We start from the raw sequence: 24,877 nt of genomic DNA, 5'->3' as shown, positions 1-24,877 counted from the left end.
CGCGAAAACGGCGTATCAGTCGACGAATCAGTTGCCTGACACTCCGTATTCGCGAGCAAGCTCGCTCCCACATTTGTTTGGTGTGAATCCAGCGAAAATTCGCCACAACTCTGACGCCAATATTCACACAATGACCATTCGGCGCCTTCTGGTCTCATTCGGCTTGCGCAGCGGACTTTTCTTCTATTCTCAGCTCAAGGATATCGACAGTATCACTGGATCGAGCCAGTCCTCCCGTGAGGGCTGAATACCGGCTTCACCGAGGGTCGCCGCCATGTCGCGCAACCTCTGTCTCACCCGTCAATGCCTGGGTCTGGTGACCCGTATCGAATGCGCCATCAAGCCGTTGGCCGGCGATAACGGCATGTGGACGCTGCTCTTCGCCGCCGGCATGGCCGGCGAACAACCTTCCGCCATCAAAGCTCAGGGCCCGTTTCATGGGCCGGTCGCCGCCGAATCGATACTCGACACCATCGTTGAAAGCCTGACCTTGCACGGCTATGAACTGGCCGATGATCCGCAGATATGGAGCCTGCACCTGCAAGCCCAGTTGCGGCAGATCAACGGTGGCCGTGGCCGCGCCCTGTAGGCGCTGCCGCAGGCTGCGATCTTTTGATCTGGCTCTTCAATGGGCAGCCTCAGGCACCTGCGCCCGGTCGAGTTTGACCTCAAAGCCGTATTGCACAGTGGCGAGGTCGGTGCGCTGATAGGTTTCTACGTGCGTCGGGCGGCCATAAAAATAGTGCACGCCGAACAGCGCCGGGCCTTCTGCGCTCGCATCGTGGCTGACAGAAAGAATCTGCTTGAGATAGTTGCCGCTGTCGTCTTTGACGAAGAAACGCCATTCGTTGGGCGGAAACAATTTCAGGTCCACCACCAGCAGGTTGTTCTTGATCTCCAGACCTTTGGGCAAGGACTTGGCGTCGTATGCCTGCTTGGCCACAGTCGCGAGAAACAGCGGCATTGAACCGACGGCGATCGCCGGGGTTTCCGGGAACAGGTTCAGGTCGTAAGTGATCGTTGCGCGCAGCGGATCGACCTGGTACGCCTCGGGCGGCAGTTCGATCGGTTCATCGAGTTTGCCGCTGCGTTTTTCGGTAAAGAACGTGACAGGGCTGACCCCCGGGCTGAAGTCATCGCCCAGCAGTTCATCGTTGAACGTACGGCGATGGGAAAACTCGATGCGCGCAGCGCTCGGTTCTTCCACGGATTGATGGACGCGGATGCCAGCCTTCAATTGGTCCTCGGTCAGGCTCGCGCCTTTGAGCCAGTTGGCTGCCAGATCGTCGTAGACCGTCACTGGCAGATCCAGCGGTTGAATGGCCTTCTGCGTCGTGTGTTGATTGAACGTGCGAATCGGCAGATCCAGCGATTTGCGCGTCACCGTCGCCGAGGAGAAGTCGAGCACGCTGACTTCCAGAGTGTCGATCGGGCCATTGAAATAGACCTTGTTATAGCGACGCGGGTGCTTGTCCTCGAATGCCTGCTGCTCTTCGGTGAGTTGCTTTTCCAGCGCATCGCTCCAGCCCTTCTGCTGTTGCAGGTAGGCCAGTTGTTTTTCATAGAAGGCCACTTGCTCCGGACTCTCGTTGATCGAGCCGGCGCGTATCAGGTATTGCCCGGTCTTGTCGCGGGCCTGGACGATCAGCGGATTGAGCTGCGTCTCTGCGACTTCCGCCGCCAGTGGCAAATTGTTGCTGAATTCCACTTCGGCGTAGTTGTTCTCGAGCTTCAGCAGCTTGACGCTGAGGTTGTCATTGCTGCGGGTCTGGCCGACGTCTTTTTGCGTCAGGTCGAAGCTGTACAAGCGGCGCGGTGCGATGACTTCGATCTGGCCTTGCAGGCTGACCGGTTGCGGCAGGGACTTCTTGTCCACGTCCAGTCCGTCAATGAACGGGTAGGTCACGGTCAGGTCATCGGGGTTGGTGACGTTGGAGCTGGAGGGGCTGAGCTGAATGCCCGGATCGGTTTCCGACCATTCCGGCTGATAGGCGATCACGCGTTTGTTGCTCAACGTTACCGACTGCCATTCCACGCCGTGTGGAAACAAGAAGCCGCCGGGAATGTTCAGGTTGAACGGGAACACCGGTTGCAGATCGGTGAGGTAATCGGAGCTGGCATCCTTGTGCAGCACGAACAGGCCGTTGATAAACGTATCGACCAGCGCCTGCGGGGCAGGGTAGTGCTTGAGCACGGCGAGTGAGTCTTCACCGTATTCGGTGCGCGGCGGATTGTCGTTGAGCTTGAGTTGCGCACGTTCGAGCAGTAGCAGTGAGCCGCCGAGTTCGGTGATGGCGTCCTTGAGCTTGGTGTCGGTGATGGCGTCCAGTGACTGTTCGAACTTTGCGGTTTTTTCTTCAAGGCTGGTGGCGTCTTTTTCGTCGCCGGGCGAGCAACCGCTGATCAACAGAGCAAGGCAAATTCCGGCCGTCGTTATCGGTAATCGCACATCCATTTCCACACGTCCTGTCTGCAGTCACTGGGCTGTCAATGGTTTCGACACTAGCAGAAAAAAATCATCCACACGCGCAGGTGGCGGATTTTCGGGCAGTTTCTGGCTGTCACAGGGGGCTGGTATACTCGCCGCCATTTCCACCCCCTTGTGTGAGATTCAATGGAACGCTTTATCGAAAATGCAATGTACGCCTCGCGCTGGCTGCTGGCGCCAATCTATATCGGGCTCTCGCTCGGGTTGCTGGCGCTGGCACTGAAGTTTTTCCAGGAAGTGTTCCACATCCTGCCCAACGTTTTTTCGATGGCCGAGTCGGAACTGATTCTGGTGCTGCTGTCGCTGATCGACATGGCACTGGTCGGCGGCCTGCTGGTGATGGTGATGATTTCCGGCTACGAGAACTTCGTCTCTGAACTGAACATCGACGAAGGCAAGGAAAAGCTCAGCTGGCTCGGCACCATGGACTCTTCGTCGTTGAAGATGAAAGTGGCGGCTTCGATCGTGGCGATTTCATCGATCCACTTGCTGCGCATCTTCATGGACGCCAAGAACGTCGATCCCGAGCATTTGATGTGGTACGTGATCATCCACATGACCTTCGTCGTTTCGGCGTTCGCCATGGGTTACCTGGACAAAGTCACCAAGCACTGATCAACCGTTGATCGCTGCAAAAAAACACCGCCCGTCTGTTGCGAAACAGACGGGCGGTGTCGTTTGTGGCTTGTGCTTTGGTGCGCGCAAGCATATCCCTGTAGAGGTCCTGACTCGCCACTTTGTGAGGTGCGTTCATGAACCTGCAAGAGCTGAATGCGTTTGCCATCGCCAGGAAGGTCGATGAGTTGAACCTGATCTCCATGGAGGGCGGGATTTATCTGCTCGAAGCGCGGATGCACGGGGCGGCATATCCGTTGAGTGATCCCAAAGGCAAGATGCTGACCCTGCGATCAGTGGAGCATGCGCGGGATCTGCTGCATGCGTTTCCGGTGCTGCCCTTCAATCTTGTACACACCTCGGTGCATGACGAAATGTGCGGCCTGGGCGGCAGTATCGATGAATGCCTGAAGGTGCCGCTCGCCTGGCGTTCAGCCCTGTAGGCCTTGCGCCCCATCGCCGGGCATCTGTGCTAGTCTGCTCGCCCTTTTGGTTCCGGGCGCGCCGGGACGCGCTGTGCTCGCACGGCAAGTCTTGTGGCCGTCCGCACAGCGGAGCAGTGTCATGTCCGAAGTAAATCTGTCCACCGACGAAACCCGCGTCAGCTACGGCATCGGCCGTCAACTGGGCGACCAGCTGCGCGACAACCCGCCACCGGGCGTTAGCCTGGACGCGATCCTGGCCGGTCTGACCGACGCTTTCGCCGGTAAGGAAAGCCGTGTGGGTCAGGAAGAAATGTCTGCCAGCTTCAAGGTTATCCGCGAAATCATGCAAGCCGAAGCCGCTGCCAAAGCTGAAGCCGCTGCTGGCGAAGGCCTGGCCTTCCTGGCTGAAAACGCCAAGCGTGACGGCATCACCACCCTGGCTTCCGGCCTGCAATTCGAAGTGCTGACTCAGGGCGAAGGCGCCAAGCCTACCCGTGAAGACCAGGTCCGTACTCACTACCACGGCACCCTGATCGACGGCACTGTGTTCGACAGCTCCTACGAGCGTGGCCAGCCTGCAGAATTCCCGGTTGGCGGCGTGATCGCTGGCTGGACCGAAGCCCTGCAACTGATGAATGCCGGCAGCAAATGGCGTCTGTACGTGCCGAGCGAACTGGCTTACGGCGCTCAAGGCGTTGGCAGCATCCCGCCGCACAGCGTTCTGGTATTCGACGTCGAGCTGCTGGACGTTCTGTAAGACCTTTATGGGAGCGAGCCTGCTCGCGAATGCAGGCGACTGGATCTAACTTGAGATTCGAGTTGAAGCCTTCGCGAGCAAGCTCGCTCCCACAGGTTTGTATTGCTGCTCATAGTTCTATCTTGTGCTGCAGTTCACTAGTCGGGCGCAACGCCCGGGCATAGCAGAACAGAAACAGATTGCGCACCAGCTCCTTGAGCACCAATGGTTCGCTGGAATTGAGACTGCTGACGTCCAGATCCCCTTGGTCTTGCAACTCATGCAGGGCTTCTTCCTCAAGCACCGCACAGACTTCACCGGTCTCCCGATGGAGGATTCTGAGGTAAGGGTGTGGGCGATCCAGCCACGCGTCGATCAAATAAGTCATGGTTCTCATCTCCTTGAAGGGTTTCAATGAGAATAATTCTTATTCGTCAAATAGCAAGCGTCTATTGGCGGATTCTGAAATTTTCCGGGTAAAGATTGCGTAAGGTCAAAACGGCTGGCGTTTGGCTATTGCGCGGTTTTGCTGGGGTAGAGCGGGGAGGGCGAAGCTCCATCCCACGCCTGGCGCGGGATGGATGACAACGGAATCAGACCTTTCTGACGAACTCGGATTTGAGTTTCATCGGGCCGATACCGTCGATCTTGCAGTCGATGTCGTGGTCGCCATCGCACAGACGGATGTTCTTGACCTTGGTGCCGACCTTGACCACCAGCGAAGTGCCCTTGACCTTCAGATCCTTGATCACGGTGATGGTGTCGCCGTCCTGCAGGACGTTGCCGACCGAGTCTTTCTTCACGGCATCATCAGACGCCACTTCGGCTTCGCCGCTGGCGGACCACTCGTGGGCGCACTCCGGGCACACCAGCTGGGTACCGTCTTCGTAGGTGTATTCGGAATTGCATTTCGGGCAGGGTGGCAACGTGCTCACTAAGGCTCCTTGGGTATGGATCGCTAAAAGTCGCACATTGTATAGGGTTTTACGCGAGGGAGGGCATAGCGCAGAAACAACTGTGGGAGCGACGGTGCGACGATTCGACCTGCTCGCGAAAGCGGTGTGTCAGTCAACATTGATGTCGATTGGCAGATTGCTTTCGCGAGCAGGCTCGCTCCCACAGTGGGCTGTATCAGTGCGTACGAGCGACCGCAAACTCGCTCAGTTCAACCAGCGCATCGCGGTATTCGCTGGCCGGCAGGGCATCGAGGCACTTGATCGCACGGGCCACGTAATCGCGGGCCAGTTGCGCGGTGTACTCAAGCGAACCGGAGGCTTCCACGGCAATGCGGATGCTTTCCAGGTCTTCGATCCCGCCTTTCTGGATCGCCTGACGCACCAGTGCAGCCTGTTCAGCCGTACCTTCACGCATGGTGTAGATCAGCGGCAGGGTCGGCTTGCCTTCGGCCAGATCGTCACCGACGTTCTTGCCCAGGGTTTCCGCGTCGCCCTTGTAGTCGAGCAGGTCGTCGACCAGTTGGAACGCCACACCGAGGTGATCACCGAAGGTGCGCAGGGCTTCGCTCTGCTCAGCGGTAGCACCGGCCAATGCAGCGGCGCTGTGAGTCGAAGCTTCGAAGAGCATCGCGGTCTTGCCGCGGATGACTTCCATATAGGTTTCTTCAGTGGTGCTGGCGTCGCGCACCTTGGACAGTTGCAACACTTCGCCTTCAGCGATGATGCGCGTGGCCTGGGACAGGATCTTCATCACCGGCATCGAGCCCAGTTCGACCATCATTTCGAACGAGCGCGAGTACAGGAAATCGCCGACCAGCACGCTCGGGGCGTTGCCCCACATGGCGTTGGCGGTCGAACGGCCACGGCGCATGCCGGACATGTCGACCACGTCGTCATGCAGCAGGGTGGCGGTGTGCAGGAATTCGATGGTGGCGGCCAAAAGGCGCATGTCGTCGCCTTCGCGACCCAAGGCCTTGCCACACAGCAACACTAATAAAGGACGCAGACGTTTGCCGCCGGCCGAGGTAATGTAATCGCCGATTTTCGATACCAGCGGTACTCGGGAAGTCAGCTGCTTCTTGATGATGCCGTCGACGGCGCTAAAATCGTCCGCCACCGCGCGGTAGAAAGCTTGGGGTTGCATCAGCGAGAGTCGCTCCAGAAGGGTTGCGCGGCATGCTAGGACCCCCATCCAGACCTGTCAAGGCGCGATAGACGGCTACTTGCAAGCCTGCGGCACCTTGCGTACAATCGCGCACCCTGAACTTCCTGGGCAGCACCTGCCTTACGCAATTGCAACGGGCCTTCCAGCCTTATGCAGCCATGCCAGCCAATACCTCTTCTTATAAAGAGCTGGGTGAGCAGGATTATCGGAGAAATACCATGTCTTATGCAGTAATCGTTACTGGCGGCAAGCAGTACAAAGTCGCCCCGGGTGAATACCTGAAGATCGAAAAACTGGAAATCGCTACCGGCGAATCCGTTACCTTTGATCGCGTTCTGTTGGTTGCCAATGGCGACGACGTGAATATCGGCGCTCCAGTTGTTGCTGGCGCTACCGTTGTGGCTGAAGTGATCTCCCAAGGTCGTCACGATAAAGTCCGCATCATCAAGTTCCGTCGCCGTAAGCACCACATGAAGCGTATGGGCCACCGCCAGTGGTACACCGAGATCAAAATCACCGGTATTCAGGCTTAATTTCAGCCTAATTCCTCACTAGGAGAATTGACTCATGGCACACAAAAAAGCTGGTGGTAGTACCCGTAACGGTCGCGACTCAGAAGCCAAACGCCTTGGCGTTAAGATGTATGGCGGCCAGAAAATCATTCCGGGCAACATCATCGTGCGTCAGCGCGGCACCCAATTCCACGCTGGCTACGGCGTTGGCATGGGTAAGGATCACACCCTCTTCGCGAAAATCGAAGGCGTGATCAAGTTTGAAGTAAAAGGCGCGTTCAACCGCCGTTACGTGAGCGTTGTCGCAGCTTAATTGCGCGATCGCTGGAAAAGCCCTGTCTCGCGACGGGGCTTTTTCGTTTGTGGGGTGAGTCTCTTGCAAAACTGTTTGTATGGGCTGTCGGCGTGCGATGCAGGTCGTGTTTTGGGGTCGCTGCGCTCATTTTTGCAAGAGTCTTATGTCTTGATTGTTTTTCGGCTCGTCCGTACGGCGAGAGGCGTTGGTTATGAAGTTTGTTGATGAAGTATCGATTCGCGTAAAGGCTGGTGACGGCGGCAATGGCGCCATGAGTTTCCGTCGGGAAAAATTCATCGAAAACGGTGGCCCGAACGGCGGTGATGGCGGTGACGGCGGTTCCATCTACATGATGGCTGACGAAAACCTCAACACCCTGGTCGACTACCGTTACACCCGGCACTTCGATGCCGAGCGTGGCTCTAACGGCGGCAGCACCGACTGCACCGGTAAAAAAGGTGAAGACCTGATCCTGCGCGTGCCGGTCGGTACTACGGTGATCGACTCTGCTACTCAGGAAGTGATTGGTGACCTGACCAAGGCTGGCCAGAAACTGATGGTAGTGCAGGGTGGTTGGCACGGTCTGGGTAACACCCGTTTCAAATCCAGTACCAACCGTGCGCCGCGTCAGACCACGCCGGGTAAGCCGGGTGAGCAGCGCGACCTGAAACTGGAAATGAAAGTACTGGCTGACGTCGGTCTGCTGGGCTTGCCGAACGCCGGTAAAAGTACCTTTATCCGTTCCGTTTCTGCGGCCAAGCCGAAAGTCGCCGACTACCCGTTCACCACGCTGGTGCCGAACCTCGGTGTGGTCAGCGTCGATCGCTGGAAGAGCTTCGTCATTGCCGATATTCCGGGTCTGATCGAAGGCGCTTCCGACGGTGCTGGCCTGGGCATTCGCTTCCTCAAGCACTTGGCGCGTACGCGTCTGTTGCTGCACCTCGTCGATATGGCGCCGCTGGATGATTCCAGCGCACCGGATGCCGCTGAAGTGATCGTCAACGAACTGATCAAGTTCAGTCCGTCCCTGGCCGAGCGTGATCGCTGGCTGGTGCTGAACAAGTGCGACCAGATCCTTGAAGAAGAGCACGATGAGCGCGTCAAGGAAATCGTTGATCGCCTGGAGTGGACTGGCCCGGTCTACGTGATCTCGGCGATCGCCAAGATCGGTACCGAGCGTCTGTGCCACGACATCATGCGTTACATGGAAGACCGCGCCGATCGCCTGGCCAATGACCCTGCTTACAAGGAAGAGCTGGCCGATCTCGATCAGCGCATCGAAGATGAGGCGCGTGCGCAACTGCAGGCGCTGGATGACAAGCGTGCCCTGCGTCGCAGCGGCGTGAAGTCGGTCCATGACATCGGCGACGATGATTGGGACGAAGAAGATGTGGATGACGAAGACGGTCCGGAAATCATTTACGTGCGTGACTGATTCATTGCAGTAAACTTAAGCGCCGCTCAATCGAGCGGCGTTTTAGTATCTGGAAATCGCAAGTCACAAATAACGTCATGGGCGGCGCTGGGTCGCGCTGCCCTCAAGCTAAGGTTGAAGATGATGCGGAGCAAGGTGACAGGTGCGCAGCGTTGGGTCGTGAAGATCGGCAGCGCTTTGCTGACAGCTGATGGCAAAGGGCTGGATCGCGCGGCAATGAGTGTCTGGGTGGAGCAGATGGTGGCCTTGCATGAGGCTGGCGTCGAGTTGGTGCTGGTGTCCTCCGGGGCGGTAGCGGCCGGCATGAGCCGTTTGGGCTGGACCGCACGACCCAGTGCGATGCATGAGCTCCAGGCGGCTGCGGCAATTGGTCAGATGGGCTTGGTGCAGGCGTGGGAATCGAGCTTCGCCGAGCATGGCCGGCACACTGCGCAGATTCTCCTGACTCACGACGATTTGTCCGACCGCAAGCGCTACCTCAACGCCCGCAGCACTTTGCGCGCATTGGTCGAGCTGAAAGTCATCCCGGTGATCAACGAAAACGACACCGTGGTCACCGACGAAATCCGTTTCGGCGACAACGACACGCTCGCGGCGCTGGTGGCCAACCTCGTCGAGGCGGATCTGCTGGTGATCCTGACCGACCGCGATGGCATGTTTGACGCCGATCCGCGCAACAATCCCGAGGCACAGCTGATTTACGAAGCGCGCGCTGATGATCCGAGTCTCGATGCGGTAGCGGGCGGCACGGGTGGTGCGCTGGGGCGTGGCGGTATGCAGACCAAGTTGCGAGCGGCGCGACTGGCTGCGCGTTCCGGTGCGCACACCATCATTGTTGGTGGGCGTCTTGAGCGTGTGCTTGATCGCCTGAAGGCGGGTGAGCGTATCGGTACGTTGCTGTCGCCTGAGCGCGGCATGCTCGCGGCACGCAAGCAATGGCTGGCCGGGCATCTGCAGACTCGCGGCACGTTGGTGCTGGATGATGGTGCGGTGTCGGCGCTGTCACAGGGCAATAAAAGTTTGCTGCCGGTAGGTGTGAAGTTGGTGCAGGGCAGTTTCCGTCGCGGTGAAATGGTCGTCTGCGTGGCGCCCGATGGTCGTGAGATTGCCCGAGGCCTGGCTAACTACAGCGCGCTTGAAGCACAAAAAATCATCGGTCAGTCGTCGGATGCGATTGTCGGTTTGCTCGGTTACATGGCGGAGCCTGAACTGGTTCACCGTGACAACCTGATTCTGGTCTAAGGAAAATTCGATGCGTTTAGCGAAAGGATTGTTGGGCTTGCTGATGGCGATGCCATTGCTGGCCTCGGCCGAGGAGATCGGTCAGGTGTCGACGGTGTTCAAGTTTGTCGGTCCGAACGACCGCATTGTGGTCGAGGCTTTCGATGATCCGAAAGTTGAGGGGGTGACCTGCTACCTGTCGCGCGCCAAGACGGGCGGTGTGAAGGGTGGTCTGGGTCTGGCTGAAGATCGCGCAGAAGCGTCGATCGCTTGCCGTCAGGTCGGCCCGATCAAGTTCAAGGGTGATCTGAAGGATGGCGATGAGGTGTTCAAGGAGCGCACTTCGCTGGTATTCAAGACCATGCAGGTGGTGCGATTCCTGGACAAGAAGCGCAATACGCTGGTGTATCTGGTCTACAGCGATCGCTTGATCGAAGGCAGTCCGCAGAATGCCGTGACCGCGATCCCGATCCTGCCGTGGGTACCCGTCCAGCAATAACACCGCAAATCCAACTGTAGGAGTGAACCTGCTCCGGGCGGCGTTCCGACGATAGCGGTTAGTCAGATATGTATTTGCTGACTGACACGCCGCCATCGTCGGAACGCCGCCCGGAGCAGGCTCACTCCTACATTTTTTTGCGCTGGATTTGCTAAATTACAGGCAATAAAAAACCGACCCTAAGGTCGGTTTTTTAATGACTACGTCGGATTAAGCAGCTTCTTTCAGCGCTTTGACGTGGCCATTCAGGCGGCTCTTATGGCGAGCAGCCTTGTTCTTGTGGATGATGCCTTTATCGGCCATACGGTCGATAACTGGCACGGCCAGAACGTATGCAGCTTGAGCTTTTTCAGCGTCTTTTGCGTCGATGGCTTTAACTACATTCTTGATGTAGGTGCGAACCATGGAACGCAGGCTGGCGTTGTGGCTGCGACGCTTCTCAGCCTGTTTTGCACGTTTTTTGGCGGAAGGTGAGTTGGCCACCGTCGAGCTCCTCGAAAGACTTTTTAGGAAATAGCAAACAAAATAGGCCGCGAATCATGCCGATGAGTTGAAGTCTTGTCAAGGGCACTTGAAACGTTCCGCTAAGTGGTAGGTATAAAGAGGCGGGATATTTATTTCCGGCGCTTGACCTGTAAACTCGCGAGCTTTGGCTCTGTGCTGCTGCGGCGCGGAGTATCGCACAAGTAGGCGCTTTGTTCGCCTGCTGTTTATCGACAGGCACAAATTCCCTCAATGAATCTGCTCAAATCGTTGGCCGCCGTCAGCTCTATCACGATGCTTTCCCGGATTCTGGGCTTTGTTCGTGACACGCTGATTGCCCGTACATTCGGCGCCGGGATGGCGACGGATGCCTTCTTTATTGCCTTCAAACTGCCCAATCTGCTGCGGCGGATCTTCGCCGAGGGCGCTTTCTCGCAGGCATTCGTGCCGATTCTGGCCGAATACAAAAGCCAGCAGGGCGAAGAGGCGACGCGCACGTTCATTGCCTACGTATCGGGCTTGCTGACGTTGGTGCTGGCGGTTGTCACTGCGCTGGGCATGATCGCCGCGCCTTGGGTGATCTGGGCCACCGCGCCCGGTTTTACCGATACGCCGGAAAAATTCCAGCTCACCTCCGATCTGTTGCGGGTGACCTTTCCGTATATATTGCTGATATCCCTGTCATCGCTGGCCGGGGCGATCCTCAATACCTGGAACCGTTTCTCGGTGCCGGCCTTTGTGCCAACGTTGCTCAACGTCAGCATGATTGTGTTTTCGCTGTTCCTCACGCCGTACTTCGATCCGCCGGTCATGGCATTGGGTTGGGCGGTCTTGGTCGGCGGTCTGGCGCAGCTGCTCTATCAACTGCCGCACCTGAAAAAGATCGGCATGCTGGTGCTGCCGCGTCTGAATCTGCGTGATACCGGTGTCTGGCGCGTGATGAAGCAGATGCTGCCGGCGATTCTCGGTGTCTCGGTCAGCCAGATTTCGCTGATCATCAACACGATTTTCGCCTCATTTCTGGTCGCGGGTTCGGTGTCGTGGATGTATTACGCCGACCGCTTGATGGAGTTGCCATCCGGCGTACTGGGTGTGGCGCTGGGGACGATTCTGCTGCCGACATTGGCGAAAACCTATGCCAGTAAAGACCGTCACGAATACTCGCGAATTCTCGATTGGGGCCTGCGTCTGTGCTTTGTGCTGGTGCTGCCCTGTGCGCTGGCGCTGGGAATTCTCGCTGAGCCGCTGACTGTTTCGCTGTTCCAGTACGGTCAATTCAGTGGTTTCGACGCGGAAATGACTCAGCGCGCACTGATTGCCTATTCTGTCGGTCTGCTCGGGATTATCGTGATCAAGGTGCTGGCGCCGGGCTTCTATGCGCAGCAGAACATCCGTACCCCGGTGAAAATCGCAATATTCACTCTGGTGTGCACGCAGTTGTTCAACTTGATGTTGATCGGCCCGCTGGCTCATGCCGGTCTGGCCTTGGCGATCAGCGCCGGTGCCTGCCTGAATGCCGGGCTGCTGTTCTATCAACTGCGCAAGCAGCAGATGTATCAGCCGCAACCGGGTTGGGCCAAGTTCGCCTTCAAGCTTGTGGTTGCGGTGGCGGTAATGTCGGCAGTGTTGCTGCTTGGCATGCATTTCATGCCGGCGTGGGATCAGGGGCACATGCTTGAGCGCTTCCTGCGTCTGGGCGCATTGGTCGCGGCGGGCGTGGTCGCCTATTTCGGTATGTTGCTGCTGCTTGGTTTCCGTTTGCGCGACTTCAATCGCAAGGCCTTGAGCTAAGGTTTTACCCTTTATAAACAGGCGCGGGCCGGCAGTTTTGTCGGCTCGTTCACTTTGCGTTACGGTGTTGCCTGTCGTCGACCGTCGGGTGTGGTTATAATCGACCACTTTATGAGCAAGAAGCGCGTTATGCAGCTGGTTCGAGGCCTCCACAACTTGCGCCCCCAGCATCGGGGCTGCGTCGCCACTATTGGCAACTTTGACGGTGTTCACCGTGGTCACCAGGCTATCCTGGCCCGACTGCGTGAGCGTGCGCTCGAGTTGGGCGTACCCAGCTGCGTGGTGATTTTCGAGCCGCAGCCACGGGAATTCTTTGCCCCCGAGACCGCGCCGGCGCGTCTGGCCCGCTTGCGCGACAAGCTGCAATTGCTGGCTGCCGAAGGCGTCGACCGGGTGTTGTGCCTGGCGTTCAACCAGCGCTTGAGCAAGCTCAGCGCCAGCGAGTTCGTCGACACCATCCTCGTTGATGGTCTCGGCGTGCAGCATCTGGAAGTCGGTGACGACTTCCGCTTCGGTTGCGACCGCCTCGGCGATTTCGACTTCCTGCTGCAGGCCGGGCAGATGCACGGTTTTACCGTCGAAGCCGCGCAAACCGTCGAGCTGGACGGCATTCGCGTCAGCAGTACGCAGGTGCGTAATGCATTGGCCGCCGCCGATTTTGCCCTGGCCGAACGTTTGCTCGGTCGCCCGTATCGCATTGCCGGTCGCGTGCTGCACGGCCAGAAACTGGCCCGGCAACTGGGTACGCCCACTGCCAACATTCAACTCAAACGTCGTCGCGTGCCGTTCACAGGTGTGTATCTGGTGAATGTCGATATCGACGGTAAGACCTGGCCCGGTGTCGCCAATATCGGCGTACGGCCCACGGTACAAGGTGATGGCAAGGCCCACCTTGAAGTCCATCTTCTAGATTTTGCCGGCGATCTGTATGACCGGCGTTTGACGGTGGTTTTCCACCAAAAGCTGCGTGAAGAGCAGCGCTTCGCCTCCCTGGAGGCATTGAAAACGGCGATCAATGCGGATGTCGCCACCGCCCGTGCACTAGCCGCACCTAGCGCCCATCGCTAATGAAGAGCCTTAAATGACCGACTATAAAGCCACGCTTAACCTTCCGGACACCGCCTTCCCAATGAAGGCCGGCCTGCCACAGCGCGAACCGCAGATCCTGCAGCGCTGGGACAGTATTGGCCTGTACGGAAAGTTGCGCGAGATTGGCAAGGATCGTCCGAAGTTCGTTCTGCACGACGGTCCTCCGTATGCCAACGGCACGATCCACATCGGTCACGCACTGAACAAGATTCTCAAGGACATGATCATCCGCTCGAAGACCCTGTCGGGCTTCGACGCGCCGTACGTTCCGGGTTGGGATTGCCACGGCCTGCCGATCGAGCACAAGGTTGAAGTGACCCACGGCAAAAATCTGGGCGCGGACAAGACCCGCGAGCTGTGCCGTGCCTACGCCACCGAGCAGATCGAAGGGCAGAAGTCCGAATTCATCCGTCTCGGCGTGCTGGGCGATTGGGCCAACCCGTACAAGACCATGGATTTCAAGAACGAGGCCGGTGAAATCCGCGCCCTCGCTGAAATCGTCAAGGGCGGTTTCGTGTTCAAGGGCCTCAAGCCTGTGAACTGGTGCTTCGACTGCGGCTCGGCCCTGGCTGAAGCGGAAGTCGAGTACGAGACCAAAAAGTCCTCGACCATCGACGTTGCTTTCCCGATCGCTGACGAAGCCCAACTGGCTGCCGCATTCGGCCTGCCGTCGCTGGGCAAACCTGCCTCGATCGTGATCTGGACCACCACCCCGTGGACCATCCCGGCCAACCAGGCGCTGAACGTTCACCCGGAATTCAACTACGCGTTGGTCGACATCGGCGACAAGCTGCTGGTACTGGCTGAAGAGCTGGTCGAAGCCTGCCTGACGCGCTATGGCGTCGAAGGCTCGGTCATCGCGACCACCACCGGTAAACAGCTGGAACTGATCAACTTCCGTCATCCGTTCTATGACCGTCTGTCGCCGGTGTATCTGGCTGACTACGTCGAACTGGGTGCTGGCACCGGCGTGGTTCACTCCGCTCCGGCCTACGGCGTGGATGACTTCGTGACCTGCAAGAAGTACGGCATGGTTAACGACGACATCCTTAATCCAGTGCAGAGCAACGGCGTGTACTTGCCGTCGCTGGAATTCTTCGGCGGCCAGTTCATCTGGAAGGCCAACCCGGCGATCGTCGACAAACTGACCGAAGTCGGTGCGCTGCTGCACACCACCGTCATCGAACACAGCTACATGCACTGCTGGCGCCACAAGACCCCGCTGATCTACCGCGCCACCGCGCAGTGGTTCATCGGCATGGACAAAGAGCCAACCAGCGGTGACACCCTGCGTGTGCGCTCGCTCAAAGCCATCGAAGACACCAAATTCGTTCCGGCCTGGGGCCAGGCGCGTCTGCACTCGATGATCGCCAACCGTCCGGACTGGTGCATCTCGCGTCAGCGCAACTGGGGCGTGCCGATCCCGTTCTTCCTCAACAAGGAAAGCGGCGAACTGCACCCACGCACCGTCGAGCTGATGGAAGAAGTGGCCAAGCGCGTTGAAGTCGAAGGTATCGAAGCCTGGTTCAAGATGGACGCTGCCGAGTTGCTCGGCGACGAAGCGCCGCTGTACGACAAGATCAGCGACACCCTCGACGTCTGGTTCGACTCGGGCACCACGCACTGGCACGTCCTGCGCGGTTCGCACCCGATGGGTCATGAGAGCGGCCCGCGCGCCGATCTGTACCTGGAAGGTTCCGACCAACACCGTGGCTGGTTCCACTCGTCGCTGCTGACCGGCTGCGCCATCGACAATCACGCGCCGTACCGCGAACTGCTGACCCACGGTTTCACCGTCGACGAAGCCGGTCGCAAGATGTCCAAGTCGCTGGGCAACGTGATCGCGCCGCAGAAAGTCAACGACACTCTGGGCGCCGACATCATGCGTCTGTGGGTTGCTTCGACTGACTACTCCGGTGAAATGGCGGTTTCCGATCAGATCCTGCAACGCAGTGCGGACGCTTATCGTCGTATCCGAAACACCGCGCGCTTCCTGCTTTCGAACCTGAGCGGTTTCAACCCGGCTACCGACATCCTGCCGGCCGAAGAAATGCTCGCGCTGGATCGTTGGGCGGTCGACCGCACCTTGCTGCTGCAACGCGAGCTGCAAGAGCACTACGGCGAATACCGTTTCTGGAACGTTTACTCGAAGATCCACAACTTCTGCGTGCAGGAGCTGGGCGGTTTCTACCTCGACATCATCAAGGACCGTCAGTACACCACTGGCGCCAACAGCAAGGCCCGCCGCTCGGCGCAAACCGCGCTGTTCCACATCTCCGAAGCGTTGGTGCGCTGGATCGCGCCGATCCTCGCCTTCACCGCCGACGAACTGTGGGAATACCTGCCGGGCGAGCGTAACGAATCGGTCATGCTCAACACCTGGTACGAAGGTCTGACCGAATTGCCGGCCGACGTTGAACTGGGCCGCGACTACTGGGAGCGCGTAATGGCGGTCAAAGTAGCGGTCAACAAAGAAATGGAAATCCAGCGCGCAGCGAAAGCTGTCGGTGGCAACCTGCAAGCCGAAGTGACGCTGTACGCCGAAGACGCCCTGAGCGCCGATCTGGCCAAGCTGAGCAACGAACTGCGCTTTGTGTTGATCACCTCGACGGCCAGCGTTGCACCGTTTGTACAGGCTCCGGCCGACGCGGTAGTGACTGAAGTCAGCGGCCTGAAGCTGAAGATCGTCAAATCGGCCTTCCCGAAATGCGCCCGTTGCTGGCACTGCCGTGAAGACGTCGGTGTGAACCCGGAGCATCCGGAAATCTGCGGTCGTTGCGTCGACAACATCAGCGGCGCTGGCGAGGTTCGTCACTATGCCTAATGCCGTTGGCCGTTTTGGACGGTTGAGCTGGCTGTGGTTGAGTTTGCTGGTTCTGGTCATCGACCAGGCCAGCAAGTTCTACTTCGAAGGCAGGCTCGAAATGTTCCAGCAGATCGTGATCATTCCTGATTACTTCAGCTGGACCCTGGCTTACAACACCGGCGCGGCGTTCAGCTTCCTGGCGGACAGCTCCGGCTGGCAGCGCTGGTTGTTCGCCCTGATCGCGATTGTGGTCAGTGCGGTGCTGGTGGTCTGGCTCAAGCGCCTGGGCCGCAACGAAACCTGGCTGGCCGTCGCTTTGGCGCTGGTGCTGGGCGGCGCGCTGGGCAATCTGTATGACCGCATTGCCTTGGGCCATGTGATCGATTTCATTCTGGTGCACTGGCAGAACCGCTGGTACTTCCCGGCGTTCAACTTCGCTGACAGCGCCATTACCGTTGGCGCGGTGATGTTGGCACTGGATATGTTCAAAAGTAAAAAGACCGGAGAAGCCGTTCATGACTGAACAGGTATTGGCTGAGCAACGCATCGGCCAGAACACGGAAGTCACTTTGCACTTTGCATTGCTCCTGGAGAACGGCGACACCGTCGACAGTACGTTCGACAAAGCCCCGGCGACCTTCAAGGTCGGCGACGGCAACCTGCTGCCGGGTTTCGAAGCGGCGCTGTTCGGCTTCAAGGCTGGCGACAAGCGTACGCTGACCGTCGAGCCGGAAAACGCCTTCGGCCAGCCGAACCCGCAGAACGTACAGATCATTCCGCGTTCGCAGTTCGTCGATATGGAGTTGTCACCGGGTTTGCTGGTGATCTTCAATGACGCGGCCAATACTGAGCTGCCGGGTGTGGTGAAAGAGTTCGATGACGCGCAAGTGACCATCGACTTCAACCATCCGCTGGCGGGCAAGACGCTGACCTTTGACGTGGAAATCATCAACGTTAAAGCGCTGTAACTGACTGTATAAGGTCAAATGTGGGAGCGAGCTTGCTCGCGAAACCGGTGTGTCAGCTAACAGAGATGTTGAAGGTGACGCCCCCTTCGCGAGTAAGCTCGCTCCTACAGTGGTTTTTCATTGTTTTCGCGCGCAAGACACGAGGCACAGCATGCAAATCAAACTCGCCAACCCCCGTGGCTTCTGCGCTGGCGTGGACCGGGCGATCGAAATCGTCAACCGCGCCCTGGAAGTCTTCGGGCCGCCGATCTACGTGCGTCACGAGGTGGTGCACAACAAGTTCGTCGTTGAAGACCTGCGCAGCCGCGGGGCGATCTTCGTCGAAGAGCTGGATCAGGTACCGGACGACGTTATCGTGATCTTCAGTGCTCACGGCGTATCCCAGGCCGTACGCACCGAAGCCGCCGGCCGTGGCCTGAAAGTGTTCGACGCCACCTGCCCGCTGGTGACCAAGGTGCACATTGAGGTGGCTAAATACAGCCGCGATGGCCGTGAGTGCATTCTGATCGGCCACGCCGGACACCCGGAAGTCGAAGGCACCATGGGCCAGTACGACGGCAGCAATGGCGGCGCGATTTACCTCGTCGAAGACGAGAAAGACGTCGCCGAGCTGCAGGTGCAGAACCCGGATAAACTGGCTTTCGTGACCCAGACCACGCTGTCGATGGACGACACCAGTCGCGTCATCGATGCGCTGCGCTCGCGCTTCCCGGCCATCGGCGGTCCGCGCAAGGACGACATCTGCTACGCCACGCAAAACCGTCAGGACGCGGTCAAGCAACTGGCCGACGAGTGCGATGTGGTGCTGGTAGTTGGCAGCCCGAACAGCTCCAACTCCAACCGTCTGCGTGAGCTTGCCGAGCGCATGGCCACACCGGCCTACCTGATTGACGGCGCGGAAGACCTGCAAAAGAGCTGGTTCGATGGCGTTGAGCGTATCGGCATCACCGCCGGTGCCTCCGCGCCGGAGGTACTGGTGCGTGGCGTGATTCAGCAACTGCAGGCTTGGGGTGCCACCGGTGCCGATGAGCTGGCTGGTCGCGAAGAGAACATCACGTTCTCGATGCCTAAAGAGCTGCGCGTGCGTTCGATCTGACGTTTTCGGTTTTTTGACACAGCGCCTGCTCAGTCTCTTGGCTGTTCAGGCGCACGCGTCCGGTCGCCGCCAGCACTATCTGGCGCTGGCTGACCGGCTCGCGAGCCGAACAGACATGTAATGTCCCTGCCTGAAATGCCCGTCCGGGCATCAGCGGTTGCCCCAGACTGCTGAAGCGTACATAACGACTCACCGACCAATTGCCGACGATCGGCACCTGCTTGTCGCTCGCACGCTCTTGCAGCAGCGGATTGCTGCTGTCCTTCGGCCCTTTGCCGCTGATATCCAGAATGATCCGCCAGCCCTGACTCCAGTCGCCGTTGATGCCATGAATCACCACGCTCTGATTGCGCGTGATGGCCAGTGTGCGGGCGTTGCGAAGGCCATCGAGCAGCGATTGCGCCGCTTGATCCCGATGGTTCGATTCTTTGAGCGTGGCAAACGCCGGACTGACCAGCAGCAGAACAATTGCGCCAATCGCCAGTCCCATAAGCAGTTCTATCAGGCTGAAACCCTGTTGCGGCATGAAAAATCCCTCCGTGGAGTGTGATGAACGGCGCGCTCCGTGCGCCGGGCATGGCAAATCAACCGACGCGGGCCGGTTGAATGTTCTAGCGTGTAGAAGCAGGTATAGCCGACGGCAACGGAGGGCATCGATGGATCTTCGTACAAAAGGTTTCACGCTGATCGAGTTGTTGGTTGCGATCGCGATCTTCGTGATTCTGATCACCCTGGCGGTGCCGGCATTCACCCGTTCGGTTCAGGGCAGCAAGGCCGACACCGAAATGGGCGACCTGCAGCGGGCGATCAATTTCGCCAGGCTCGAAGCCATCGACCGAGGCACTACCCTGCGTCTGCGCCCGACCGCCGGTGGCAGCGTCTGGACCAGTGAGTTGTCGGTTTACGACAGTACTGGCACTTCGGCCAATGTGTTGCGGGTTGTTCCCGCGATGAGCAGTGGCGCAACTCTGACGCTACCCTCAGGAGTGACCGCACTGGATTTCAATAACCTCGGTGGTCTGGCAGCGCCGTCGACGGCGGTGACCATCAGTTACACGTTGGGAACGCAAAGCAGGACGCTGAACGTGTGTTTGAACGGACGAATTCAATTGGGTGGAACTTGCGGATGAGGGTAGGGAGTCAACACGCACAGCAGGGCATGACGCTGATCGAGGTGCTGGTCGCGTTGCTGATACTGACGGTCGGGTTGCTGGGCGCGGCGGCCGTGCAACTGAATGCGCTGAAGTACACCGACAGCTCACGGATGACCAGTCAGGCCAGTTTCATCGCCTACGACATGATGGACCGCATCCGCGCCAACTCCGGCGCTGACTACACTGTCACACCGCCGACCTCGGGCAATCTGAGCGTTGCCCGCGATCAAGACCTCTACGACTTCTCCACCAATATCAGCAATTTCGGCGGGCCGACGGCCACCGGTAGCATCAGCCTCAATCAGCGCGTTTACACCATCACCATCAACTGGAGCGATGCGCGGGCAGCCAACACCGCCAGCGCTCAACGCAGTTTTGTCCTGAGCAGTCGCGCCGCAGTCGATCCGGTGGCCACACCATGAGGCGCCATCAACGTGGTTTCGGCCTGATCGAATTGCTCATCGCCCTGGCACTGGGCCTCATCGTGGTGCTGGGTGTGGTGCAGATTTTCATTGCAGCAAAAAATACCTATGTCAGCCAGAACAGTGCCGCAGCGATGCAGGAAGACGCGCGTTTTGTGTTGAGCAAAATGATTCAGGAAATTCGTATGGTGGGGATGTTCGGTTGTCTCGGCACCATCACGGATTCCAGTTCGGCGGGGGATTTCAACGCCGCACAGGTCATCCCGATCAGTTGGGATAATGCGAACCTTAAACTGACGCTGGTCACCGCCGATATCGGCAGCGGCGGGGGCACGCCAACCTGGACGGTGCTCTCCGACTGCCGCAATAGCGCAACGGCCTATACCGGCTTGCGCTCCCCGGCGAGCGGGCAAATCGCGTTCCCGATCCGGCGTCTGATCTACAGCTTCAGCAACAATCAGATTCTCATGGGCACCGGCAGCGGCACACCGACCCAGCAGGTGTTGGTGAACAATGTCAGTGCATTCAACGTGACGTTTGGTCTGGCCAGTTCGGCGACGGATGTGGCGGCCTCGACCTACAGCGCCAACCCCGCCGATCCGGCGCGCATTCGCAGTGTGCGGCTGAGCCTGACCCTCAACGATCCGAACAATCGGGTGCGCAATCAAACCTTCAACGTGGTTGCCGCTTTGCGCAACCGCTTGCAGTGAGGGCGCGCTGATGAGGATTTCTCTTCACTCCCGTCAGACTCAGCAAGGCATGGTGTTGCTGGTCAGTCTGGTATTCCTGCTGTTGTTGACCCTGATTGGTTTGTCGTCGATGCAAAGCGCCAACCTGCAGGAAAAAATGGCCGGCAGTGTGAGCCTGCGCAATCAGTCGTTCCAGACGGCCGAGGCGGCTCTGCGTGTTGGGGAGAGCGCTGTGCAACTGGACAGTTATTCGCTCGCCGTGTGCAGCGGCACCACCCAATGCGCACCGCCGGCGGAGTCGTCGGTGGTCAGTGCGGCGGGGTTCAACTCGACGTCCGGGGTGACCTGGATCGCCGCCGGCAATGGTTTCTATGGTGTGCAGAACATCGGCACCACACTGACTGCCGTCAACGTGCCGAGCAACACCTCTGCGACGTTGTATCGCGTCACCGCTGTCGGCATTGCCGGCAGCTCGCGCAGTGTGGTGGAGAGTGTCTATGCGAAGTATTGAACGCTGCACATCGCTGCTGCTCGGCCTGCTGCTGAGCTTGTATCTGGCGACGCCCGTCTATGCATTCACGCCCTCTGATTCGCCGCTGTTGAGTGCTGCAGCGGTGCCACCGAATGTGATGCTGCTGATCGATGATTCGGGGAGTATGAACAGCATCATTTACGCCGCCGGATTTGATCCGAACATCAACCGTGCACCCGCCCGGCAGTGCAATGCCTTCCTGGGATTGTGCTCTGCGCTCAATGCTCCGCAGATCACCGGCGACACGGTGTTTCTATCGAGCCTGCCGACCTCCGGGTGCTCGGGCGGCGCCTATGCGTTCTACAACAACAGCGTGGCGCCGTTATGCCTGAAGCTGCCCGACCCCGTAGGCAATGAGAACACCCGATATTCCGCCGATTACATTTCCTATATCGTCGGCCTGGCTACGAGCAACGGCACCCGTGACTTCACCACAGGGGCGATTCCCAACGATTACCGAATGAACGTTGCGCGTAACGTGTCGACGGCGCTGGTCACCAGCAATCGCACTTTGCGTATTGGTCTGTCGACTTTCAACCCGGTCACCAACAACGACTCTGGTAATGGCGGTTATATCGCCCGCTCGATCAGCGACTTGGCGCCGGTGTCCGGGAGCGTCACGCAGGCGCAGGCAGACACCAACTACAACGCGCTGATCTCATCGATCAATGGTTTGAGTGCCGTGGCCAACACGCCGTTGGCAGAAACCTACTATGAAATCACCCGCTACATGCGCGGTATGGCGCCTTACTACAACAGCACGCCCGCGACCTACACCAGTCCGATCCAGTACCGCTGCCAGAAAAATTATGGCGTGGTGATAACCGATGGCTTGCCGACCTTCGACCGTACCTTTTCGAGCAACGACCCATTGGGCGGCAGCCGGTTACCGAACTGGGACGGTGTCAGCAATGACGGCAACAACCTCTATGGCGACAAAGAAGGGGATACGCTGTATCTGGATGACATCGCCAAGTTCGCCTTCGATATCGACATGCGCTCGACCGGTACCGACGCGGCGGGCAAGAGTTGGAACGCGGTGGATTTTCCCAAGCAGAACATGAACACCTATACCGTGGGCTTCACCGCCGACAACGACATGCTCTCTGACGCGGCAAGTTACGGGCAAGGCCGGTACTATCAGGCCACCGACAGCACGGGTCTCAACAACGCGCTGTCCTCGGCATTGAGCGATATCACTTCCAAGGCCGGTTCCGGCGGGGCGGGCACCGTCAGTGGGACAACGATCAGCAGTGGCAGCAGCTTTTATCAGACCACTTACGATCCCAAGGACTGGCGCGGCACGATCAAGTCATTCGGCTTTACCTCGACCGGAACCGTTAATACATCGACAGCACTCTGGAACACTGACACGACAATCGTGCCAGGTGCGACCGCACCGACCTATCAGTCCTGGAACACCGCAAGCAACGCCGCTGTGACGCTGACCTACGGAAATTTTTCCGCCGCACAGCAGGCCACGCTGAATCAGGGCCTGCCCACCGGCATTACCGGGATTGACCTGGTGGAGTGGAGCAAGGGCATCAACAAAACCGGGCTCAAGTCACGCAGCGTGTTATTGGGCGACATCATCAATTCGCCATTGGTGCTGGCTTCACCTACCGATAAAACCGCCTCAGACCTGTCGGGCGATACCTCTTACACCTCCTACCTGACCACTAAAGCGGCGAACATGAATGCAAGCCTGGTGGTAAATGCCAACGACGGTTTCGTCAACGTGATCAACTCGGCCAACGGCACCCGGCGTTACGGTTATATGCCGTCGAGTGTATTGCCGTCGCTGCGGCTGATTGCCGATCCGAGCTACATCAACGGTGTCAGCCACAAGTTTCTGGTCGATGGCCCGGTCGGGGTTTATGACGCGCAATTCAACAGCGCTTGGAAAACCTTGGCCATCGGCGGCACCGGCGCCGGCGGTAAGACGTTCTATGCGCTGCAACTGTTCGACGCTTCGGCTGGCAACGTAATGCGTGCGCTGTGGGAAGTGAGTGGGCCAACGACTGCGAACACCGCCAATGTTTTCAATGATCTGGGTTATGCCTACGCCCGGCCGGAAGTGGCACGCTTGGCCGATGGTCGCTGGGCGGCGTTCATTTCCAACGGTTACGGCAGCAACTCCGGCGTGGCGGCGTTGTATGTGCTGGACGTACGCGATGGTTCGCTGATCAAGAAAATCGTAATCGACAGTTCGGAAACCACTAACGGTCTGTCGTCGGTGAAGCTCAAGGTCAATTCGCAAAATGTGGTGCAGGCTGCCTATGGCGGTGACTTGCGAGGGCGCTTGTGGAAGTTCGACCTCAGTGCTACTGCGCCTGAAAGCTGGGGCGTGGCGTTTTCCGGCAAGCCGCTGTTCACCACGGCAGGCGGCGCGAGTCAGCCGATCACCGCGCAACCATTGCTGGCGGACAATTCATTGGGTGGCAAACAGATTTTCGTCGGTACCGGTAAATTCAACGAAACTGCAGACAAGGCCAACAAGGATTTGCAGGCGTTTTACTCGGTGTGGGATGCCGATGGGGGCTCGGGACAGCTCACGGTCAGCAGTTTGCAGGCGCAGGCGATAACCGGTTCATTCTCCGGCAGCTCCGGGCAATTCCTGACCACAACTCAAAATGAGACGACTTATCCGGGGGAGAAGGGCTGGTATCTTCCGCTGGTGTACAACAACGTGCTGACTGGCGAGCGGGTGATCAATCAGGCGAGTATCGTGCTGGGCCGTATTGTCTTTACCACGGCGAGTGTTGATACCACTGATCCCTGTGCGAGTTTTGGTACCGGCAAACTGGTCGAACTGGATGCGTTCAGCGGTAAGATGCTCAATTACGCCGTGCTGGACACCAGCTCTGACGGTTTGGTCGACAGCAATGACTCGATCTCCAGCGGAGTGATATTCACCGGTGGCATTCCGACCCTGAACTTCGTCTCCAGCGATGGCAAGCGCAAGGGGACGACCGACACCAGTGGCACCATCACGATCATTGTGGAGAAGGGCGGCGGCGGCAGTCGTCGTATCATGTGGCGGCAAATACAGTAAGTGAGAGTTTGAGGCATGCGCAGATTCAACCGAGGTTTCACCCTGATCGAAATCATGATCGTGATTGCGATCATCGGTATCGTCATCACCATCGCCGCACCGAGCTATACCGAATACGTAAAAAAAGGCCGCCGCGCTGAAGTGGTGGGATTGCTCTCGGAGCAGGCGCAAACCCTCGAGCGTTTCTACACCAAGAACAATGTCTATACCGGCATCACCGGACTCAGCACGGGCAATGATTTCTACACCATCACCCCGACCATCGCTGACCAGACCTTCCTGCTGACCGCTACCCGTAAAACGGGCACCTCCATGGCCACCGACAAGTGCGGGGATTTCACCCTGACCAACACCGGTGTCCGCAGCATGAACAACGCGACCACCGGGCTGACCACCAAGGATTGCTGGGGCCGCTGAGGCGCTTTCTTTCGGGTGCCATTTGCGC

At 58.5% G+C, this 24,877-nt stretch carries 27 protein-coding genes; 21 read left to right on the top strand and 6 right to left on the bottom strand.

Going from position 1 to position 24,877, the window contains the following annotated elements; translation table 11 throughout:
• The first annotated feature begins 274 nt into the window (after window positions 1-274).
• Window positions 275-589 (top strand): PA4575 family protein, encoded by a 315-nt coding sequence (locus tag AC0ZWN_RS18260; protein ID WP_007909799.1) that lies wholly within the window; start codon window positions 275-277, stop codon window positions 587-589.
• A 36-nt stretch (window positions 590-625) separates the two neighbouring features.
• On the opposite strand, the gene AC0ZWN_RS18255 is transcribed toward AC0ZWN_RS18260, so the two are convergent.
• Window positions 626-2,455 (bottom strand): hypothetical protein, encoded by a 1,830-nt coding sequence (locus tag AC0ZWN_RS18255; protein ID WP_476335987.1) that lies wholly within the window; start codon window positions 2,453-2,455, stop codon window positions 626-628.
• Between the two features lie 159 nt (window positions 2,456-2,614).
• Between AC0ZWN_RS18255 and AC0ZWN_RS18250 the strand changes: the two genes are divergently transcribed.
• The 3 genes from AC0ZWN_RS18250 (at window position 2,615) to AC0ZWN_RS18240 (ending at window position 4,285) form a co-directional block, all read left to right on the top strand.
• Window positions 2,615-3,103, top strand: coding sequence for a TIGR00645 family protein (locus AC0ZWN_RS18250; RefSeq protein ID WP_007909801.1), 489 nt, complete (start codon window positions 2,615-2,617; stop codon window positions 3,101-3,103).
• A gap of 137 nt (window positions 3,104-3,240) precedes the next feature.
• Entirely contained in the window at window positions 3,241-3,546 is a 306-nt protein-coding gene (locus AC0ZWN_RS18245; protein ID WP_093434795.1) for a DUF6482 family protein, read from the top strand.
• Between the two features lie 121 nt (window positions 3,547-3,667).
• Window positions 3,668-4,285 (top strand): FKBP-type peptidyl-prolyl cis-trans isomerase, encoded by a 618-nt coding sequence (locus AC0ZWN_RS18240; protein ID WP_008078561.1) that lies wholly within the window; start codon window positions 3,668-3,670, stop codon window positions 4,283-4,285.
• Window positions 4,286-4,394: 109 nt separating this feature from the next.
• Here the strand turns inward: AC0ZWN_RS18240 and AC0ZWN_RS18235 are convergent, their stop codons facing one another.
• The 3 genes from AC0ZWN_RS18235 to AC0ZWN_RS18225 all read right to left on the bottom strand — a co-directional run bounded on the left by AC0ZWN_RS18235 (window position 4,395) and on the right by AC0ZWN_RS18225 (window position 6,364).
• Window positions 4,395-4,652 (bottom strand): PA4570 family protein, encoded by a 258-nt coding sequence (locus AC0ZWN_RS18235; RefSeq protein ID WP_007909813.1) that lies wholly within the window; start codon window positions 4,650-4,652, stop codon window positions 4,395-4,397.
• A 205-nt stretch (window positions 4,653-4,857) separates the two neighbouring features.
• A complete protein-coding gene (locus tag AC0ZWN_RS18230) occupies window positions 4,858-5,199 on the bottom strand; it encodes a zinc ribbon domain-containing protein YjdM (protein WP_016986200.1) in 342 nt (113 codons plus the stop codon).
• A gap of 196 nt (window positions 5,200-5,395) precedes the next feature.
• The gene (locus AC0ZWN_RS18225) at window positions 5,396-6,364 is read right to left on the bottom strand and encodes a polyprenyl synthetase family protein (RefSeq protein ID WP_093434797.1); all 969 of its coding nucleotides are present in this window, start codon (window positions 6,362-6,364) and stop codon (window positions 5,396-5,398) included.
• Between the two features lie 239 nt (window positions 6,365-6,603).
• Here AC0ZWN_RS18225 and rplU point away from each other — a divergent pair, with 239 nt between their 5' ends.
• From rplU to AC0ZWN_RS18200, 5 genes are all read left to right on the top strand, one after another.
• Window positions 6,604-6,918: a 50S ribosomal protein L21 gene (gene rplU / locus AC0ZWN_RS18220; protein WP_003176051.1), complete on the top strand. Its 315-nt coding sequence runs from the start codon at window positions 6,604-6,606 to the stop codon at window positions 6,916-6,918.
• 34 nt (window positions 6,919-6,952) lie between these two features.
• Complete coding sequence (gene rpmA, locus AC0ZWN_RS18215; RefSeq protein ID WP_003176049.1) at window positions 6,953-7,210, top strand: 50S ribosomal protein L27; 258 nt, start codon at window positions 6,953-6,955, stop codon at window positions 7,208-7,210.
• Between the two features lie 193 nt (window positions 7,211-7,403).
• The gene (gene cgtA / locus AC0ZWN_RS18210; RefSeq protein ID WP_016986202.1) at window positions 7,404-8,627 is read left to right on the top strand and encodes an Obg family GTPase CgtA; all 1,224 of its coding nucleotides are present in this window, start codon (window positions 7,404-7,406) and stop codon (window positions 8,625-8,627) included.
• Between the two features lie 123 nt (window positions 8,628-8,750).
• Window positions 8,751-9,869, top strand: a complete 1,119-nt coding sequence (gene proB / locus AC0ZWN_RS18205; RefSeq protein WP_042561149.1) for a glutamate 5-kinase — start codon at window positions 8,751-8,753, stop codon at window positions 9,867-9,869.
• 10 nt (window positions 9,870-9,879) lie between these two features.
• Entirely contained in the window at window positions 9,880-10,347 is a 468-nt protein-coding gene (locus tag AC0ZWN_RS18200) for a CreA family protein (RefSeq protein ID WP_007909822.1), read from the top strand.
• Between the two features lie 210 nt (window positions 10,348-10,557).
• Here AC0ZWN_RS18200 and rpsT read toward each other — a convergent pair whose 3' ends face one another.
• A complete protein-coding gene (rpsT, locus tag AC0ZWN_RS18195; protein WP_003228351.1) occupies window positions 10,558-10,830 on the bottom strand; it encodes a 30S ribosomal protein S20 in 273 nt (90 codons plus the stop codon).
• 252 nt (window positions 10,831-11,082) lie between these two features.
• Here rpsT and murJ point away from each other — a divergent pair, with 252 nt between their 5' ends.
• The 6 genes from murJ (at window position 11,083) to ispH (ending at window position 18,580) form a co-directional block, all read left to right on the top strand.
• Window positions 11,083-12,621, top strand: a complete 1,539-nt coding sequence (murJ, locus tag AC0ZWN_RS18190) for a murein biosynthesis integral membrane protein MurJ (RefSeq protein ID WP_476335982.1) — start codon at window positions 11,083-11,085, stop codon at window positions 12,619-12,621.
• A gap of 129 nt (window positions 12,622-12,750) precedes the next feature.
• Window positions 12,751-13,689, top strand: a complete 939-nt coding sequence (gene ribF / locus AC0ZWN_RS18185) for a bifunctional riboflavin kinase/FAD synthetase (protein WP_174244482.1) — start codon at window positions 12,751-12,753, stop codon at window positions 13,687-13,689.
• A 13-nt stretch (window positions 13,690-13,702) separates the two neighbouring features.
• On the top strand, window positions 13,703-16,534 hold the full coding sequence (ileS, locus tag AC0ZWN_RS18180) for an isoleucine--tRNA ligase (protein WP_476335981.1): 2,832 nt from the start codon (window positions 13,703-13,705) through the stop codon (window positions 16,532-16,534).
• Entirely contained in the window at window positions 16,527-17,039 is a 513-nt protein-coding gene (lspA, locus tag AC0ZWN_RS18175; protein ID WP_095048703.1) for a signal peptidase II, read from the top strand. The genes ileS and lspA overlap by 8 nt, the downstream gene beginning before the upstream one ends.
• Before the next feature lie 7 nt (window positions 17,040-17,046).
• Window positions 17,047-17,484 (top strand): FKBP-type peptidyl-prolyl cis-trans isomerase, encoded by a 438-nt coding sequence (gene fkpB / locus AC0ZWN_RS18170; protein ID WP_476336000.1) that lies wholly within the window; start codon window positions 17,047-17,049, stop codon window positions 17,482-17,484.
• A gap of 151 nt (window positions 17,485-17,635) precedes the next feature.
• Complete coding sequence (gene ispH / locus AC0ZWN_RS18165) at window positions 17,636-18,580, top strand: 4-hydroxy-3-methylbut-2-enyl diphosphate reductase (RefSeq protein WP_476335980.1); 945 nt, start codon at window positions 17,636-17,638, stop codon at window positions 18,578-18,580.
• Here ispH and AC0ZWN_RS18160 read toward each other — a convergent pair.
• Window positions 18,552-19,106 carry a GspH/FimT family pseudopilin gene (locus AC0ZWN_RS18160; protein WP_476335979.1) on the bottom strand — a complete coding sequence of 185 codons (555 nt, stop codon included), beginning with the start codon at window positions 19,104-19,106 and terminating at the stop codon, window positions 18,552-18,554. The genes ispH and AC0ZWN_RS18160 overlap by 29 nt on opposite strands.
• A 130-nt stretch (window positions 19,107-19,236) precedes the next feature.
• Between AC0ZWN_RS18160 and AC0ZWN_RS18155 the strand changes: the two genes are divergently transcribed.
• From AC0ZWN_RS18155 to AC0ZWN_RS18130, 6 genes are read left to right on the top strand one after another with little or no spacing between them, the layout of a single operon-like run.
• On the top strand, window positions 19,237-19,710 hold the full coding sequence (locus AC0ZWN_RS18155; protein ID WP_093434819.1) for a GspH/FimT family pseudopilin: 474 nt from the start codon (window positions 19,237-19,239) through the stop codon (window positions 19,708-19,710).
• A complete protein-coding gene (gene pilV, locus AC0ZWN_RS18150; RefSeq protein ID WP_093434821.1) occupies window positions 19,707-20,156 on the top strand; it encodes a type IV pilus modification protein PilV in 450 nt (149 codons plus the stop codon). Before AC0ZWN_RS18155 ends, pilV begins: the two co-directional genes overlap by 4 nt.
• Complete coding sequence (locus tag AC0ZWN_RS18145) at window positions 20,153-20,866, top strand: PilW family protein (RefSeq protein WP_476335978.1); 714 nt, start codon at window positions 20,153-20,155, stop codon at window positions 20,864-20,866. The genes pilV and AC0ZWN_RS18145 overlap by 4 nt, the downstream gene beginning before the upstream one ends.
• Before the next feature lie 10 nt (window positions 20,867-20,876).
• Window positions 20,877-21,356, top strand: a complete 480-nt coding sequence (locus AC0ZWN_RS18140) for a pilus assembly PilX family protein (protein WP_095048697.1) — start codon at window positions 20,877-20,879, stop codon at window positions 21,354-21,356.
• Entirely contained in the window at window positions 21,343-24,432 is a 3,090-nt protein-coding gene (locus AC0ZWN_RS18135) for a pilus assembly protein (RefSeq protein WP_476335977.1), read from the top strand. The genes AC0ZWN_RS18140 and AC0ZWN_RS18135 overlap by 14 nt, the downstream gene beginning before the upstream one ends.
• 15 nt (window positions 24,433-24,447) lie before the next feature.
• A complete protein-coding gene (locus AC0ZWN_RS18130; RefSeq protein ID WP_449123516.1) occupies window positions 24,448-24,849 on the top strand; it encodes a type IV pilin protein in 402 nt (133 codons plus the stop codon).
• Window positions 24,850-24,877 lie beyond the last annotated feature (28 nt).

The sequence above is a fragment of the Pseudomonas sp. 3B-A001-10F genome (genome assembly GCF_056313565.1).
Note: the sequence above shows the minus strand (reverse complement) of the source record. Positions and strands in the feature narration are given on the sequence as shown.

Bases quoted from the DNA above. Each gene is read 5' to 3' on its own strand.
- AC0ZWN_RS18160 (WP_476335979.1), bottom strand. From the start codon at position 19,106: ATGCCGCAACAGGGTTTCAGCCTGATAGAACTGCTTATGGGACTGGCG.
- cgtA (WP_016986202.1), top strand. From the start codon at position 7,404: ATGAAGTTTGTTGATGAAGTATCGATTCGCGTAAAGGCTGGTGACGGC.
- AC0ZWN_RS18135 (WP_476335977.1), top strand. From the start codon at position 21,343: ATGCGAAGTATTGAACGCTGCACATCGCTGCTGCTCGGCCTGCTGCTG.
- ribF (WP_174244482.1), top strand. From the start codon at position 12,751: ATGCAGCTGGTTCGAGGCCTCCACAACTTGCGCCCCCAGCATCGGGGC.
- AC0ZWN_RS18235 (WP_007909813.1), bottom strand. From the start codon at position 4,652: ATGACTTATTTGATCGACGCGTGGCTGGATCGCCCACACCCTTACCTC.
- AC0ZWN_RS18240 (WP_008078561.1), top strand. From the start codon at position 3,668: ATGTCCGAAGTAAATCTGTCCACCGACGAAACCCGCGTCAGCTACGGC.
- AC0ZWN_RS18130 (WP_449123516.1), top strand. From the start codon at position 24,448: ATGCGCAGATTCAACCGAGGTTTCACCCTGATCGAAATCATGATCGTG.
- AC0ZWN_RS18225 (WP_093434797.1), bottom strand. From the start codon at position 6,364: ATGCAACCCCAAGCTTTCTACCGCGCGGTGGCGGACGATTTTAGCGCC.
- AC0ZWN_RS18200 (WP_007909822.1), top strand. From the start codon at position 9,880: ATGCGTTTAGCGAAAGGATTGTTGGGCTTGCTGATGGCGATGCCATTG.
- pilV (WP_093434821.1), top strand. From the start codon at position 19,707: ATGAGGGTAGGGAGTCAACACGCACAGCAGGGCATGACGCTGATCGAG.
- rplU (WP_003176051.1), top strand. From the start codon at position 6,604: ATGTCTTATGCAGTAATCGTTACTGGCGGCAAGCAGTACAAAGTCGCC.
- AC0ZWN_RS18245 (WP_093434795.1), top strand. From the start codon at position 3,241: ATGAACCTGCAAGAGCTGAATGCGTTTGCCATCGCCAGGAAGGTCGAT.
- AC0ZWN_RS18140 (WP_095048697.1), top strand. From the start codon at position 20,877: ATGAGGATTTCTCTTCACTCCCGTCAGACTCAGCAAGGCATGGTGTTG.
- ileS (WP_476335981.1), top strand. From the start codon at position 13,703: ATGACCGACTATAAAGCCACGCTTAACCTTCCGGACACCGCCTTCCCA.
- proB (WP_042561149.1), top strand. From the start codon at position 8,751: ATGCGGAGCAAGGTGACAGGTGCGCAGCGTTGGGTCGTGAAGATCGGC.
- ispH (WP_476335980.1), top strand. From the start codon at position 17,636: ATGCAAATCAAACTCGCCAACCCCCGTGGCTTCTGCGCTGGCGTGGAC.
- AC0ZWN_RS18145 (WP_476335978.1), top strand. From the start codon at position 20,153: ATGAGGCGCCATCAACGTGGTTTCGGCCTGATCGAATTGCTCATCGCC.
- lspA (WP_095048703.1), top strand. From the start codon at position 16,527: ATGCCTAATGCCGTTGGCCGTTTTGGACGGTTGAGCTGGCTGTGGTTG.
- murJ (WP_476335982.1), top strand. From the start codon at position 11,083: ATGAATCTGCTCAAATCGTTGGCCGCCGTCAGCTCTATCACGATGCTT.
- rpmA (WP_003176049.1), top strand. From the start codon at position 6,953: ATGGCACACAAAAAAGCTGGTGGTAGTACCCGTAACGGTCGCGACTCA.
- AC0ZWN_RS18250 (WP_007909801.1), top strand. From the start codon at position 2,615: ATGGAACGCTTTATCGAAAATGCAATGTACGCCTCGCGCTGGCTGCTG.
- AC0ZWN_RS18260 (WP_007909799.1), top strand. From the start codon at position 275: ATGTCGCGCAACCTCTGTCTCACCCGTCAATGCCTGGGTCTGGTGACC.
- AC0ZWN_RS18155 (WP_093434819.1), top strand. From the start codon at position 19,237: ATGGATCTTCGTACAAAAGGTTTCACGCTGATCGAGTTGTTGGTTGCG.
- AC0ZWN_RS18255 (WP_476335987.1), bottom strand. From the start codon at position 2,455: ATGGATGTGCGATTACCGATAACGACGGCCGGAATTTGCCTTGCTCTG.